This is a genomic window from Mucilaginibacter pallidiroseus (assembly GCF_007846085.1).
Taxonomy (GTDB): domain Bacteria; phylum Bacteroidota; class Bacteroidia; order Sphingobacteriales; family Sphingobacteriaceae; genus Mucilaginibacter; species Mucilaginibacter pallidiroseus.
The window spans coordinates 562,263-577,752 of sequence record NZ_VOEJ01000001.1 but is presented as its reverse complement, the minus strand read 5'-3'; the positions used below and the strand labels follow the sequence as shown (position 1 = coordinate 577,752).

Here is a 15,490-nt window from a genome sequence, read left to right as displayed (position 1 = left end):
ATCACATAAATACAAACGGTTATGTAATTGGTATCTATTTGGCATTGGAGCTTTAGGTGAAAAGATCAGATTTTAAGATCCTATTTAGCATCAGCATATAATTAAACCGTCATGATAAAAAATTACTTCAAAATCGCCTTTCGAGGGTTTAGGAAACACAAATTATTTACGCTTATCAACGTTGTTGGTCTTTCAATAGGCATAAGCGCCGCATTGGTAATTTACCTAATTGCAAGCTATGATTTGGGGTTTGATAAGTTTCATGCCGATGCTGATCGTATTTATCGCGTAACTACCGATTACTCCTTCTCTGGCGAGATTGGGTATAACGGTGGTGTTACCATGGCATTGCCGGATGCTGCACGGAAGGAGGCAACAGGGATTGATGTTGCTGCACCTATATTTTTATATAACCAGGTAGATATAACTATACCAAACGGCTCAAGTGAGAGTACTAAATTAAAGAGGCAGGAGGCCATTGTATTTGCTGATGCAGATTACTTTAAACTGTTTAATTACGAATGGCGGGCGGGCTCGGCAAAAACTTCATTAGTTGAGCCTAACACAGTAGTACTTACTACAGATAGGGCACATCTTTACTTTCCAAAACTGAAACTTGAAGACATCATAGGAAAGCAGGTGATTTATGACGACTCGCTCAAAACTACGGTAACAGGTATTGTTGAACCGCTAAAAGGCCGTACAGATCTTTCATTTCACGACTTCGTATCGTACATAACGGGTACTACTGATAAACACATGAAAGATTATTTCCAGGTTACACAGTGGACAAATACAAACTCGGCTTCGCAGCTATTTTTGAAAATTTCCAATAATGCGCAGCCCGCCCAGGTACTTGTACAGCTTAACCAATTAAAAGTTAAGCATCATAAGGCACGCGAAACAGATAATTCTTACTCACAAAGCTTTCAATTACAATCTTTAAATGATCTTCACTTTGATCAGGTTTACGGCGGGATGGACGGTATGCGTACTGCCAACAAAAAAACACTTTACGGCTTATTAGCCATTGCAGCCTTCCTGCTGCTATTGGGATGCATCAACTTCATCAATTTAACTACCGCACAAGCAGGCCAACGAGCCAAAGAAATAGGCATCCGCAAAACAATGGGCAGCAACCGCCGCCAGTTAATCTTCCAATTTTTGAGTGAAACCTTTTTAATTACATTATTTGCTGTGATTATATCGGTTGCATTAACGCCGGTTATTTTAAAGCTATTTGCAGACTTTATCCCTACCGGCGTATCGTTAAGTTTTGTTCAGCAACCGGGCATAGCAGTGTTCTTACTAATCATGACAATTTTGGTTAGCGTTTTATCAGGCTTTTACCCGGCTTTGGTTCTTTCTGGCTACAAACCTGTCACTGTACTGAAAAACCAGGCTTACAATAGCAGCAGCAAAACGCGTAATGCTTACTTGCGCAAGGGGCTTACGGTAACCCAATTTGTGATAGCGCAGTTTTTTATAATGGCCACTATTTTGGTAACCAAACAGATACACTATGCGCTTACCAAAGATCTTGGGTTTAATAAAGAGGCTGTGCTTAACATAAACACACCATGGAAGTACAGCATGACCAATAAGTACGAAGTTTTCCGCAACAAGATAAGTTCGATACCTCAAATTGCCATGCTTAGCGTTGGTGGAGCAGCACCGTCATCAAATAATACCATGTCTACACAATTTAAATATTTGGACGGTAAAAAAGAGGTAAGCACCGATGTGCAGCTAAAGTATGCGGATAGTAATTACGCTAAGGTTTATAAACTTAAATTTTTGGCAGGCCGTAATTTAACCATTGCAGATACCGGCAAGGCGTTGATTATAAATAACACATATGCAAAAGTGCTTGGCTTTAAACAGCCGCAGAATGCAATTGATAAACTCGTAAAATACAATGATACACAACGACGCATTGTTGGAGTAGTGGGCGACTTCTACCAAAAATCGTTACATGATGCTATCAAGCCATTGGCACTTGTAGAACCGCAACGTTATAACAACCGTACCCTGCACCTTGCGCTTAAACCGCAAACAGCAGGTGGCAATGAATGGAAATTGGCCATCTCCCAAATGGAGAAATACTGGAAAGAGGTTTTCCCTGAAGATGAGTTTAAATACACCTTTTTTGATGAAAGCATAGCCAAGTTTTACACCAGTGAGCAGCAAACATCAAAATTGCTAACCTGGGCTACAGGGTTATCAATATTTATTAGCTGCCTTGGCCTGCTGGGTTTAGCAATTTACACAACCGGACAACGTACAAAGGAAATAGGAGTGCGTAAGGTGCTTGGCGCTTCGGTAGCGCAGATAGTAACATTATTATCAACCGAGATGGTGCTGCTAATTGTGCTCGCATTTGTTTTGGTTACGCCGGTTGCCTGGTGGGCAATGAACAACTGGATGCAAAACTTTACCGATCGCACACCAATTAGCTGGTGGATATTTGCGGTAAGTGGTTTCGGTATGCTTGCAGCAGCATTATTTACCCTTAGTTTCCAAACTGTAAAAGCGGCTATTGCCAATCCGGTTAGGAGCCTTAGGAGCGAATAGCATTAGATTACAAATATGCAAAAGCCGGTAAATAATCTTTACCGGCTTTTTGATTTACTGGCATTTACGGGCAAAAGTTAATAGATGTTAAAAATTAGGCAAGCCGATTTAATGTGCTGATATTGTAGCTATTAAACTGGTAGCTATGCTAAAAAATTACATTAAAACTGCCTGGCGAAATATAGTGCATAACAAAACAGCTGCCCTTATAAATATTGGCGGGCTAGCACTTGGCATGGCTGTTAGCTTTATGCTTTTGCTTTATGTATACAACGAGTGGAGTTTTGATAAATATCACCCCAAAAGCGACAGGCTGTACCAGGTCTTCAAAAACCAACCGTTTAGCGGCGAGATCCGCACAAAGGCCTTTACGCCACAAAAGCTTGCAGCTGTACTAAAAAAGGACTTCCCGGAAGTAGAAAACGTTGCCAGAATAAATGAGGCGAGAGATTTCCTGGTGGCTTATAAGAATAAGGCCATCAAGCTAAATACAGTAGCTGTTGACCCATCTTTGCTGCAAATGTTCAGCTTTGATGTCATTTATGGTAGCGATGCCACCGCTTTAAATGATCCGTCATCCATTATCTTAACGCAGTCGAGCGCTACTGCAATATTTGGCAAGCAAAACCCCGTAGGCCAGGTTGTAAAATTTGCCAACCAGTTTCCATTAAAGGTAAACGCAGTTATAGCAGACAATCCGCAAAACTCCAGCTTTACTTTTAAAGCTGTTATACCCTGGGCTGCCTTTATAGCACAAGCACCCTGGCTTAAAGACGAAAATTGGGATAATTATTCATATTTTACTTATGTGTTGCTGAAAAAAGGGGCAACCGCTGCGACGGTAAATGGCAAAATAGCCAACCTGATAGGAAAGCACTACGCGCCAGATAAAAATATTAAGCTTTTCATATATCCCTTTACACGCTTGCATTTATACGGCGACTTCGAAAACGGCATAAACGTGGGCGGCAGTATCCAGTATGTGCGGCTATTCCTGTTTTTGGCCATAGGTATACTATTTATTGCCTGTGTTAATTTCATGAACTTGTCAACCGCGCAATCGCAGAAACGTGCCCGCGAAGTTGGCGTTCGCAAAGCTATTGGTGCCGGTCGTGCAGGATTAATTGCGCAATTTTTAGGTGAATCTCTACTAATGGCAGTTTGCGCTTTACTTGTCGCAACTATACTTACCATTATATTTTTCCCGGTATTTGCCAGTTTGGTTGGCGTTGATTTACATATACCTTATACCAACTATTGGGTTTGGTTTGCTGCCGTTGCTATAACTATTATAACAGGCTTACTTGCCGGTAGTTATCCCGCTTTATTTTTATCGTCTTTTAACCCTGTTAAAGTATTAAAAGGGCAATTTGCAGGTGGTAAAAAGACGGTTTTGCCAAGGCAAGCGCTTGTTGTAATTCAGTTTACTTTTGCCATATGCCTTATCATTAGCAGCGCTTTTATTTACAGGCAAATACGCTTTATAGCCGACAGGCCAGTAGGCTACAATAAAAACGGACTTATTGAGATGCCTATTGACGGGGCAATGTTTAATAGTTTTGAAAGTTTCAGGCGTGATGCTATCGAAGCCGGGGCTATTACTAATGCCGCAGTTATATCCGAGCCCATTACCAACGTGACAGGTGCATCGTGGAACAACACGTGGCCGGGCCAGTTACCCGGCGAAGAAAAAACTCCTATTGATTGCTTTGGTGTTACTTATCATTTCATTGATACCTATCAATTGAAAATTACCGAAGGCCGCGACTTTTACAAAAGCAGGCCTTCAGATTCAACTGCTGTAGTGCTTAACAGGGCTGCTGTAAAACTCATGCGGCTTATAGAGCCCATTGGCAAAACCATAAACTGGATGGGAGCAAACAGGCAAGTGATAGGGGTAGTTGATGATTTTGTTTGGGGATCGCCTTATGCACCCGTAAAGCCAACCATCATTGGATTTATGAAAGATTGGGTGGGCAATATCGGCTTAAGGCTAAACCCGAAGGCATCTGTAGCGACAAGCCTTTCATCGCTACAATCAATTTATAAGAAATACAATCCCGAATATCCGTTCGACTATAGGTTTACTGATGAAAGCTTCAGCCATAAATTTCATAAGGAAAAGATTTTAGGTACTATGGCCGTAATATTTACCTGTTTGGCAATAGTCATATCCTGCCTGGGCCTCATAGGTCTGGCCACATTCTCTGCCGAGCAGCGCCGCAAGGAAATAAGTATTCGCAAGGTTTTGGGCGCCACTATATCCAACATATGGATAAAACTATCTTTTGAATTTATTTTATTGGTTTTTATAGCATTTGTAATCGGCTCTGCTATAAGCTGGTATGGCGTTAATAAGTGGCTATCGCAATATGCTTACCATACAAGTTTAAATGTTTGGGTATTTATATTAACGCTTGCAACAAGTTTATTAATCTGCATGTTTGCTGTTAGCTGTCAGGCCATAAAAGCTGCTATGGTTAACCCCGTAAAAAACTTACGAGCCGAGTAGGTTAAGTATCCTTTAGATGTAAGGTTGCGTAACTCCGGCCTCAACAAATGCCTTTAAATGCGTAAATTCGCACAATGAATTTTTCATCGAAGTTGCTGGAAGATGCCGTAGCAGAGTTTTCAAAATTACCGGGTATAGGGCAAAAAACAGCTCTGCGCCTTGTATTGCATATGCTTAACCGTGATAAGGAGGAAGTGCAGCGCTTTAGCCACGCAATAACTAAACTGCGTAATGAGATACAGTTTTGCGAAACCTGCCATAATATATCTGATCAGCAGGTTTGTGAGATCTGCTCATCGCATCGCCGCGACCACAGCATGATTTGCGTAGTTGAAGATACCCGCGACGTAATGGCCATTGAAAACACCAATCAGTACAACGGTGTATACCACGTTCTTGGCGGCCTGATATCGCCTATGGACGGTATAGGGCCGACCGATCTGCAGGTTGACTCTTTAATAGAAAGATTAAAAGATGGTACTGTTAAGGAAATAATTTTTGCGTTAAGCGCAACCATGGAAGGCGACACGACAATATTTTATCTTCATAAAAAAGTAAAACAGTTTAATATTAATATCTCAACCATAGCCCGTGGCATAGCGTTTGGAGGAGAGTTGGAGTATGTTGACGAAATAACGTTAGGGCGATCTATCGTGACACGTGTACCATACGAAAACTCAATCTCCGGCTAAGCTTATGAAATTATCGGTTATTATAGTAAACTACAATATGTGTGCGTCATTAAAACAGGCGCTATCAACTTTAGTTAGGGCATGCAAATTTATTGACAGCGAGATTGTTGTGATTGATGATGCTTCTACAGACAGGTCTCTGCAAATGCTTGAATCAGACTTTCCCGAAGTTGAAGTTATCCGTAATGACAAGAACATAGGTATTGCAGCCAGCCGAAACGTTGGTATTGAAAAAGCCACAGGAGAGTATGTTTTAATGGTCAGCCCGGACATTATTACCGGTAAAAAGACATTAGAAAGTATTATTGAATTTATGGATAGTCACCCGGAGGCAGGTGCTGCAGGTGTACGCATGTTAACGCCTCGTGGAGATTTTCTTAAACAATCAAGAACCGGTTTTGTACGCCCATGGGGTACCCTGTTAAAACTTACCGGCCTCGCAAAATACTTCACCAAATCTCGCCTTTATAAGTATGAGCTGGATGCGTGGGATGACGAAGATGATTTTGCAACTACCGAGGTAGATGTGGTTAACGGTTCGTTCATGATGCTTCGTAAATCTGCACTTCAGGAAACAGGCTTACTCGATGAGCGTTTCACCTCTTACGGGCACGATATTGACATTTCGTTCCGCATGCGTTTAGCCGGCTATAAAAATTATTACTACCCACGTACCTACATACTTAATTTCAGCAACAGCTTAAATCCTAAAATCAGCTGGAAACACATCAGGGACTTTTATGGTGCTATGATTATATTCGCGACGAAATACCTGTTTAAAGTTCCCGAGATAAAAATTCCGGGTATACCTCAGGTATTTGCCCCGACATATGAAGTTGAAAGATAAAGTTGTCATTATTACCGGCGCCTCTTCGGGCATCGGCAAATCATTAGCCTACCAACTGGCACATCACGGGGCAAATTTAGTTTTAGGAGCAAGGCAATTTGTTACTTTATGTGAAATTACGCAAGACATTGAAAAACAATTTGATGTGCGGGCTGTGGCAGTAGCTTGTGATGTTACAAAGGAAGATGATTGCGCAGCTTTGATTAAGCAAGCGACGTTAACGTTTGGGCATATTGATATATTAGTCAACAATGCCGGTATCAGTATGCGTGCGCTATTTAAAGATGCCGACGTACAAGTTCTGAAAAACCTAATGGACGTTAACTTTTGGGGAACAGTGTATTGCACCAAGTATGCCCTGCCGGAAATTTTGAAAAGTAAAGGCAGTATAGTTAGCGTATCATCAATTGCTGGCTACAAAGGCCTGCCCGGCCGCTCCGGATATTCTGCATCTAAATATGCTATGAATGGTTTTATGGATGCGTTGCGCGTTGAGAATTTAAAGACGGGCGTACACATCATGGTTGCCTGCCCGGGTTTCACAGCAACCAACATCCGTAACACGGCGCTAAATAATAAAGGCATGCAACAGGGCGAGAGTACGCTTGAAGAAAGTAAAATGATGTCGGCAGATGAGGTGGCGGGTAAAATTATCGATGGAATAATTAACCGCAAACGTACCATTGTTATGACAACGCAGGGCAAGCTAACTGCGTTATTAAGCAAATTTGCACCTGCTTTTTTAGACAAAATGGTTTACAACGTATTTGCCAAAGAAAAAAACTCGTTACTTAAATAATTAAACTGCTTGCATTTATTAAAAACAGTTTCCATATTTGCCGTACAAACAATGATGAACAAATTAAACAACAACTGGTGGTGGCTTAACGAAAATTCGTAAGGCATCCTCATTTTTTGTTTTTTATAATATTATACAGAAGGGTTGCCATACGGTAACCCTTTTTTATTGGTGTAACATGAAACAGATACTTAATCACCTTTTTGAACATAAAACATTTACCCGCGAACAATCAAAAGAGATCTTGAAGGACATTGCACAGGGTAAATTCAACAACTCGCAAATGGCCGCGTTTATGACGGCATACTGCATGCGCAGTATAACCGTGAATGAATTGGAAGGCTTTCGTGATGCAATGCTCGAGCTTTGCTTACCCATAGAGCTTGAGGCCGGCGAAGTTATTGACCTTTGCGGCACCGGCGGTGATGGCAAGGACACGTTTAATATATCAACCCTTGCATCATTTGTCGTTGCCGGGGCAGGTTACAAAGTAGCCAAACATGGTAATTACGGTGTATCATCTGGTTGCGGATCATCAAACGTGATGGAGCATTTGGGCTACCAGTTTACCAATGATACCGATAAGATCAAGTCATCTGTCGACAAAGCCAATATATGCTTTTTGCATGCACCATTGTTCCACCCGGCAATGAAAACCGTAGCACCTATCCGCCGTGAACTTGGTGTAAAAACATTTTTTAATATGCTTGGCCCGTTGGTAAACCCGGCCAAGCCCAAAAACCAGATGGTTGGCGTTTTCAATCTCGAGCTGGCAAGAGTATACGCTTATCTATACCAAAAGTCGGGTATAAAATATACCATTGTAAACGCGTTAGACGGTTACGATGAAGTTTCGCTTACCTGTGATTTTAAAACCTTCTCGGCCGAGGGTGAAAAGATTAACAGCATACAGGCGCTTGGCTTTGATAAGTTGAACGAAGATGAAATTACAGGTGGCCACACGGTCGTAGAATCCGCGGATATTTTCATGAAGGTGCTTAACGATGAAGCCACTACGGCACAAAGCAATGTTGTTTTAAGCAATGCTGCACTGGCTATCAAAACCATAAATCCTGACAAAAGCTTCGCAGATTGCTTTTATGAAGCTGAAGAAGCACTGATTAGCAAAAAAGCATTGCAAAGCTTTAAAACCCTGTTAGCTAACTAAGCATGAAGATTAAGGTTTGCGGTATGAAATATGCCGAGAATATAAGCCGATTAGAAGCGCTTAAAACAGATTACATGGGTTTTATCTTCTATGAAAAGTCGCCGCGCTTTGCAGCAGGTTTATCAGAAGATGTATTAAATGGTTTGTCAGCAGATATAATTAAAACGGGAGTATTTGTTAATGAAGATGCTGATGTAATTAGTAAGCTTATTTACAAGTATAAATTGGATGCAGTACAGCTCCATGGTAGCGAAAACCCTGCTTTTTGTGAATTATTTAAACACGAAGTACAGGTTATTAAAGCCTTTGGTGTCAATGATGACTTCGACTTCGATCAATTAAAACTCTATGTTGGCAAGGTCGACTATTTTTTGTTTGATACAAAAACCAGCGCTCATGGCGGGTCGGGAATTGTGTTTGATTGGTCGGTATTAGATAATTACACCATCGATGTTCCCTTTTTTCTTTCAGGTGGGCTAAGCGTTGAGAATATAGCAGATATTAAAAAGATCAAACACCCTCAGTTTTACGGGGTTGATTTAAACAGCAGGTTTGAAATTGAATCTGGCTTAAAAGACATTGATAAGCTGGAAACGGCTTTTAAAACAATAAAAAATATTTAGTGATGAAATACGGAGTAAACGAGTATGGATATTATGGAGATTTTGGCGGGGCTTATGTGCCCGAGATGCTTTACCCAAACGTTGAAGAATTAAGGCAGGAATATCAAAAAATAATCAACGATGATAGTTTTAAAGCCGAGTTTAATCAGTTGCTGCGCGATTACGTGGGCAGGCCATCTCCATTGTATTATGCAAAACGCTACTCGGAAAAATATGGTGCAAACATCTTTTTTAAGCGGGAAGACCTTAACCATACCGGATCGCACAAAATTAACAATGCAATAGGGCAGATACTATTAGCCAAACGCCTTGGCAAAAAACGCATAATTGCCGAAACAGGAGCGGGCCAGCATGGTGTAGCTACTGCCACGGTTTGTGCCCTCATGGGTATTGAATGTGTAGTTTACATGGGCGAGATTGACATGGAGCGCCAGGCACCAAACGTTGCCAGGATGAAGATGTTGGGCGCCAAAGTTGTTCCGGCAACATCTGGCAGTAAAACGCTTAAGGATGCCACAAATGAGGCCATGCGCGATTGGATTGCTAACCCCGTAGATACGCATTATATTATTGGCTCGGTTGTGGGCCCATATCCTTACCCGGATATGGTTGCGCAGTTTCAGTCCATCATTTCTGCTGAAACAAAAAAACAACTTTTGGAGCAAACAGGCAGCGAACTACCACATTATGTACTTGCCTGTGTAGGCGGTGGCAGCAATGCGATGGGGATGTTTTATCATTTTTTGGATGATGAGGAAGTTAAATTAATTGCTGTTGAAGCTGCCGGCAAGGGTGTTAACAGCGGACACTCTGCAGCTACTACGGCTTTGGGTAAAGAAGGTGTTTTACACGGCAGTCGCACAATATTGATGCAAACAGACGATGGGCAGGTTGTGGAGCCTTATTCAATCTCTGCCGGGCTGGATTACCCCGGCATAGGCCCGCAACACGCTCACCTTTATAAAATTAACCGCGCAGTTTACGTAAGCATTACCGATGATGAAAGCCTTGATGCAGGTTTGCTATGCTCACAACTTGAAGGCATAATTCCGGCTATTGAAACGGCACATGCTTTGGCATACCTTGAAAAAGTTACTTTCCAGCCAACCGACAATGTAGTGATATGCATCTCGGGCCGTGGCGATAAGGACCTGAATACTTACATAAAGCATTTTGGCTTTTAAACTGACCAACTATTTTACAAAAGGCGGTGCTTAACAGCATCGCCTTTTTAGTTGTATCGTAACCGAACACATACTGTTACACTTGCGAACAGCGGACACATTTTAAACACATTTAACTATCTGATTGTCAGAGTATAGTTAATTTGGTATATCTTTAGATTTACGGTGCCAAATACCTGTACTCATGATCAAAAACTACTTCAAGATAGCATGGCGAAATATCTTACGTCATAAGGGTTATTCAATAATCAATATTTCGGGCTTAAGCGTTGGTATAGCTGCTTGCCTGCTCATTTTTGTTGTGCTTAAGTACGAGTTGAGTTACAACACCTTTAATAAAAACTACAAAAGTATTTATCACCTGGTTACCCAGCAAAACCAGGAGGATGGCATAAATTATAACCCGGGCGTTTCCATCCCGGCGCTAAAGGCTTTACGGGTTGATTTTCCAAACATTCAGTTTGCGGCCTTAAACTCATCATACGGAAGCCAGGTAACAGTACCGGGGCCGGATGCAGGCAACGCTGCCGACGACAAAAAATTTATAGAACCATTAGGCGTGCTTTACCTTGAGCCCGAAATGTTCGACATTTTTGACGCAACGTGGCTGTCAGGAAATAAAAACGTTTTATCGCAGCCCAACATGGTGGTGCTTGATCAGGCCACCGCTATCAAATACTTTGGCGACTGGCAAAAGGCCAATGGCAAATCCATAAAGCTGGATAACCAGTTAAACATGCGCGTTGCGGGCGTAATTGCCAATCAGCCGGAAAACTCAGATATGCCGATGAAAGTGCTGATATCTTATATTACAACCAAGCAACTGCCTGATTTTGTAAGTGCAGATAATTGGGGATCGATAGGCAGTAACCATCAGATTTTTTTAAAGCTGCCAAACAATATTTCGCAGGCAACATTTGATAAGCAACTGGTTGCCTTTACTAAAAAACACGTAGATAACCAGGAACGCACACTCCGCACGCATTTTGCACAGCCATTAAGCGAATTGCATTTCGATAAGCGCGTAGGTAATACCCTTGGCGATCACCTTACAAGTAAGGCTACGCTGCGCACGCTTACATTTATTGCCATACTGATCATCATCATGGCGTCTATCAACTTCATAAACCTTTCCACCGCACAATCTGTAGGGCGGTCAAAAGAAGTAGGTATCCGTAAAGTGTTGGGCAGCTCTCGCGGTCAATTGATTGCTCAAACCATTGGCGAAACCACATTAATCGTTCTGTTTTCTGTAGTTATAGCCGCGGTTGTGGCGAAAATTGCGTTGCCATATCTTAAAAATATAGCGAGTGTGCCAGATGATATCTCATTATTTACACCGGTCACAATTTTATTTTTAGCAATCACTATGCTTGTGGTCATCTTACTATCAGGCATTTACCCTGCATTGGTAGTATCCGGCTTTAAACCGGTATTGGCCATTAAAAACAAAATTACAGCAGCATCAATAGGGGGTATCCCGCTGCGCAGGGCATTAGTAGTAGCGCAATTTGCAATTGCACAATTACTTATCATCGGCACAATTGTGGCCGTTAATCAAATGAACTTCGTTAACGAAGCCGACCTTGGTTTTAACAAGGAGGCAGTAATGATTATACCCGGATATGCTGATAGTGTGAGCTTAAGTAAATTGCAGCCATTTAAACAACAATTACTTCAAAACCCTGAGGTTAGATCTGTATCCTTTAGTTCGGATGCACCTTCATCTGATAATAATTGGGGTACAAACTTCTATTACAATAACTCGAACGAAGAGCTAACCTTTAACACATTCCTTAAATACGGCGATAACGATTACTTTAAAACTTATGGCTTGCAATTTTTGGCTGGTAAAGGTTATGACCAAAGCGATACCGTAAGGCAAGCTGTAGTTAATGAAACGCTTATCCATAAACTTGGTATTCAAAAACCACAGGATGCTATAGGTAAAAACATCAAACTTGGCGGCCGCGGCATGTGGGTACCAATTACCGGTGTGGTTAAAGATTTTAAAACAAACTCACTACGTGATGCTGTTAAACCGATCATTATCTCGAGTCGTAAAAAATTCTTCTCGCAGGTTGCGGTAAAAATCAACACCAAACACCTTTCAAAAACGGCACATGATATTCAGGAGCTTTGGGAAGCAACTTACCCTGAGTATGCATATAGCGGTTATTTCTTCGACGAAAACATTGCCAAATTTTATCAGCAGGAAAATCAAATGGCCCTGGTCTACAAAATATTTGCAGCTATAGCCATCTTTATTTCATGCCTGGGCTTATATGGCCTGGTATCTTTCATGGCAGTACAGCGCACCAAGGAAGTTGGCGTACGCAAGGTGTTGGGGGCATCGGTTACCAGTATCGTGTTCTTGTTTTCTAAGGAGTTTATGATCCTTATTGCCATTTCATTTGTAATTGCCATGCCGACGGCCTGGTATATGATGAGCGAATGGCTGCAAAATTTTGCCTACCGTATATCGTTAGGGGCAGGTGTTTTTGTGCTGGCTATTGCATCGTCATTGCTCATCGCTTGGCTAACTGTTGGTTACAAAGCAGTTCGTGCAGCACTGGTAAACCCAGTTAAAAGCCTGCGCAGCGAGTAGATAGTCGTCAATAGCATGAATTTAAGCTTCAATTTATAGTCGTTAGCATTTAGAATTTACACCAATGATCAAGAATTATTTTAAAATAGCTTTCCGTAACCTGTGGAAGAATAGGATATCATCGGCCATCAATATTGTTGGCTTATCTGTAGGCATAGCAGCTTGTATCATTATTATTCTATTTGTATCGTACGAGCGTAGCTTCGATAATTTTCAGGGCGACAATATTTACAGGATAAGCGAAGTCCAAAAATTTCCCGGGATGGCCGCATCTCAAAAAGTTGGCCTGTCAATGGCACCAATGGGCCCGGCTTTAAAAGCAGAATATCCAGAGGTAAAAAATTTTACCCGCGTAAGGTGGAACGATAAATACCAGGTGACATACGGCGAAAAGCGCATGTTTTTGCCTTGTGCTTATGCGGTTGATTCGGCTTTTTTCAAGATCTTTAATTTCAAGATTGTTAAGGGCAGCCCGCAAGGCGATATCTCCAAACCTAACAACATACTTATTACCCAGCAAACTGCCGAAAAACTTTTTGGGAATAGTGACCCTATAGGAAAAGTAATAAATCATTTTGGCAGCGATACAGCAAAATTTACTGTAACAGGTATTTTGGCTAACGTGCCTAAAAATTCACAGATGCAGTTTGATGCCATCTTTTCCATCAACAGCCTGCCCAAAAATCGGATGGAAAGCTGGGGAGGTAATTGGCTTAATACTTATCTTGAAATGGCACCCGAAACAAACATGGCCACGTTTGAAAAAAAGATGCCAGCATTCCTAAAAAAACATATTGAAGGGGAAGGTTCTAAGTTTTATGAACTTTTTTACATGCCATTTAAAGATATACATGCCAACTCAACCGAAATAGGCTTGGATTATGTGAACTTTAGAAAGTTCGATAAAAAGTCAACTAATCTTTTTGCCGTTATAGCCTTGATTGTGCTGGTAATTGCCTGCGTTAACTTCATGAACTTATCTACGGCGCGCTCTGCCGATAGGGCCAAAGAGGTAGGGATACGCAAATCAATAGGAGCCAACAGATCGCAACTCGCATTACAGTTTCTTGGCGAAACGGTGCTGCTCTCATTGTTAGCTTTAGTTATATCAATTATTTTGGTTGAAGTAAGTTTACCATATATTAATAACCTAAGCCAGCGAGAATTAAACTTGCCTATCTTAACTAGTCCCGGGTTCCTTTTTGCAATACTAATGGGAACTATTATGGTTGGCGTGCTATCAGGGATCTATCCGGCGCTATTCCTTTCGTCTTTCCAGCCCGTAAAGGTTTTAAAAGGATCTGTAGATACTGGTAAAAACAAAGGCGCTTTACGTAATGTGCTGGTTGTGGGTCAGTTTATTTGCGCCGTGTTTTTGATGATCGCAACTGTTTTGGTAGTAAAGCAGCTGAACTTTATGCAGCAAAAAGATCCGGGTTTTACGCGCGATCAGATAGTTACAGTACCACTGGACAGGATAACCAGCCGCAATTACGAGTTGTTTAAACAGCAGCTATCGGGCAACACCCTCATAAAAGGTATTACCGGTGCACAAGACCAATTAGGGGGGCATCTGGATCAATCTGGTGTTGAGTTTAAATATAAAGATAATCCACTTCAAAATTTGGCCTCTACGAGGCTTGTTGTAGATGCCAACTATCTTAAGCTCTACAATATCAAGATCGCCGCCGGCACTAACTTCTCTGAAGAAAAATCGGCTAACGGTAGGGAATATGTCATAAACGAAGCTTTGGCGAAAGAACTTTTAAAAGATTATCCCAAAGCCAAAATGGAATCACTTATAGGGCAGCGCTTTGGCTTCGATTCACTGGGCGTTATAACAGGGATTGCCAAGAACTTCAATTTTAATTCGCTACATCATAAAATTGAAACGATGTACATTTTCAATCAAAAGGATTGGGGATTTAATACTGTTTCAATAAAAATTAAGGCTGGCGCATCAAAAGAGGCGATTAATTTTATAAAGCAAACATGGGAAAAACTAAACCCCGACAACCCGTTTGAATACCAATTCCTCGACGATCATTTTGCAGAGGTTTACCGTGCAGATAGCCAGGTAAGTAAAATTGTTGGCATACTGGCAGCGCTTGCTATAGCCATATCTTGCCTGGGCTTGTTTGGTCTTGCATCTTTCTCGGCCGAAAAGCGTGTTAAAGAAATTGGCGTACGCAAAGTACTTGGTGCTTCGGTACAAGGTATAGTGGTATTGCTATCCGGCCACTTTGTAAAGCTGGTACTTATATCAAACATTATTGCATGGCCGCTTGCCTGGTATGTAATGAATAAATGGCTTCAGGATTTTGCATACCGTATCGAAATTACCTGGAGCACTTTTTCGTTGGTGGCGCTGCTATCGGTATTAATCGCCCTGCTAACAATAAGCTATCAATCTGTAAAAGCAGCCATAACAAACCCTATTAAAAGTTTGCGCAGCGAGTAAATCTTAAACAAACTTGGCTTTA

The 15,490-nt window shown here is 41.5% G+C and carries 10 protein-coding genes; all 10 read left to right on the top strand.

Annotated elements, in window-relative coordinates:
- The first annotated feature begins 111 nt into the window (after positions 1 to 111).
- The 10 genes from FPZ43_RS02565 to FPZ43_RS02520 all read left to right on the top strand — a co-directional run bounded on the left by FPZ43_RS02565 (position 112) and on the right by FPZ43_RS02520 (position 15,468).
- Positions 112 to 2,574 (top strand): ABC transporter permease, encoded by a 2,463-nt coding sequence (locus tag FPZ43_RS02565; protein WP_146380274.1) that lies wholly within the window; start codon positions 112 to 114, stop codon positions 2,572 to 2,574.
- Positions 2,575 to 2,719: 145 nt separating this feature from the next.
- The gene (locus tag FPZ43_RS02560) at positions 2,720 to 5,086 is read left to right on the top strand and encodes an ABC transporter permease (protein ID WP_146380273.1); all 2,367 of its coding nucleotides are present in this window, start codon (positions 2,720 to 2,722) and stop codon (positions 5,084 to 5,086) included.
- A 74-nt stretch (positions 5,087 to 5,160) separates the two neighbouring features.
- Complete coding sequence (gene recR / locus FPZ43_RS02555; RefSeq protein WP_146380272.1) at positions 5,161 to 5,778, top strand: recombination mediator RecR; 618 nt, start codon at positions 5,161 to 5,163, stop codon at positions 5,776 to 5,778.
- A 4-nt stretch (positions 5,779 to 5,782) separates the two neighbouring features.
- Positions 5,783 to 6,625: a glycosyltransferase family 2 protein gene (locus FPZ43_RS02550; protein WP_146380271.1), complete on the top strand. Its 843-nt coding sequence runs from the start codon at positions 5,783 to 5,785 to the stop codon at positions 6,623 to 6,625.
- A complete protein-coding gene (locus FPZ43_RS02545; protein WP_146380270.1) occupies positions 6,609 to 7,424 on the top strand; it encodes an SDR family oxidoreductase in 816 nt (271 codons plus the stop codon). The genes FPZ43_RS02550 and FPZ43_RS02545 overlap by 17 nt, the downstream gene beginning before the upstream one ends.
- Positions 7,425 to 7,602: 178 nt before the next feature.
- The gene (trpD, locus tag FPZ43_RS02540; protein WP_146380269.1) at positions 7,603 to 8,592 is read left to right on the top strand and encodes an anthranilate phosphoribosyltransferase; all 990 of its coding nucleotides are present in this window, start codon (positions 7,603 to 7,605) and stop codon (positions 8,590 to 8,592) included.
- A gap of 2 nt (positions 8,593 to 8,594) precedes the next feature.
- Positions 8,595 to 9,215 carry a phosphoribosylanthranilate isomerase gene (locus FPZ43_RS02535; protein ID WP_146380268.1) on the top strand — a complete coding sequence of 207 codons (621 nt, stop codon included), beginning with the start codon at positions 8,595 to 8,597 and terminating at the stop codon, positions 9,213 to 9,215.
- 2 nt (positions 9,216 to 9,217) lie between these two features.
- Positions 9,218 to 10,399, top strand: a complete 1,182-nt coding sequence (gene trpB, locus FPZ43_RS02530; RefSeq protein WP_186461743.1) for a tryptophan synthase subunit beta — start codon at positions 9,218 to 9,220, stop codon at positions 10,397 to 10,399.
- Positions 10,400 to 10,583: 184 nt separating this feature from the next.
- The gene (locus tag FPZ43_RS02525; RefSeq protein ID WP_146380266.1) at positions 10,584 to 13,007 is read left to right on the top strand and encodes an ABC transporter permease; all 2,424 of its coding nucleotides are present in this window, start codon (positions 10,584 to 10,586) and stop codon (positions 13,005 to 13,007) included.
- 64 nt (positions 13,008 to 13,071) lie between these two features.
- A complete protein-coding gene (locus FPZ43_RS02520; RefSeq protein WP_146380265.1) occupies positions 13,072 to 15,468 on the top strand; it encodes an ABC transporter permease in 2,397 nt (798 codons plus the stop codon).
- The last annotated feature ends 22 nt before the right edge of the window (positions 15,469 to 15,490 follow it).

Bases quoted from the DNA above. Each gene is read 5' to 3' on its own strand.
- FPZ43_RS02525 (WP_146380266.1), top strand. From the start codon at position 10,584: ATGATCAAAAACTACTTCAAGATAGCATGGCGAAATATCTTACGTCAT.
- FPZ43_RS02550 (WP_146380271.1), top strand. From the start codon at position 5,783: ATGAAATTATCGGTTATTATAGTAAACTACAATATGTGTGCGTCATTA.
- FPZ43_RS02520 (WP_146380265.1), top strand. From the start codon at position 13,072: ATGATCAAGAATTATTTTAAAATAGCTTTCCGTAACCTGTGGAAGAAT.
- FPZ43_RS02535 (WP_146380268.1), top strand. From the start codon at position 8,595: ATGAAGATTAAGGTTTGCGGTATGAAATATGCCGAGAATATAAGCCGA.
- trpB (WP_186461743.1), top strand. From the start codon at position 9,218: ATGAAATACGGAGTAAACGAGTATGGATATTATGGAGATTTTGGCGGG.
- FPZ43_RS02545 (WP_146380270.1), top strand. From the start codon at position 6,609: ATGAAGTTGAAAGATAAAGTTGTCATTATTACCGGCGCCTCTTCGGGC.
- FPZ43_RS02565 (WP_146380274.1), top strand. From the start codon at position 112: ATGATAAAAAATTACTTCAAAATCGCCTTTCGAGGGTTTAGGAAACAC.
- FPZ43_RS02560 (WP_146380273.1), top strand. From the start codon at position 2,720: ATGCTAAAAAATTACATTAAAACTGCCTGGCGAAATATAGTGCATAAC.
- trpD (WP_146380269.1), top strand. From the start codon at position 7,603: ATGAAACAGATACTTAATCACCTTTTTGAACATAAAACATTTACCCGC.
- recR (WP_146380272.1), top strand. From the start codon at position 5,161: ATGAATTTTTCATCGAAGTTGCTGGAAGATGCCGTAGCAGAGTTTTCA.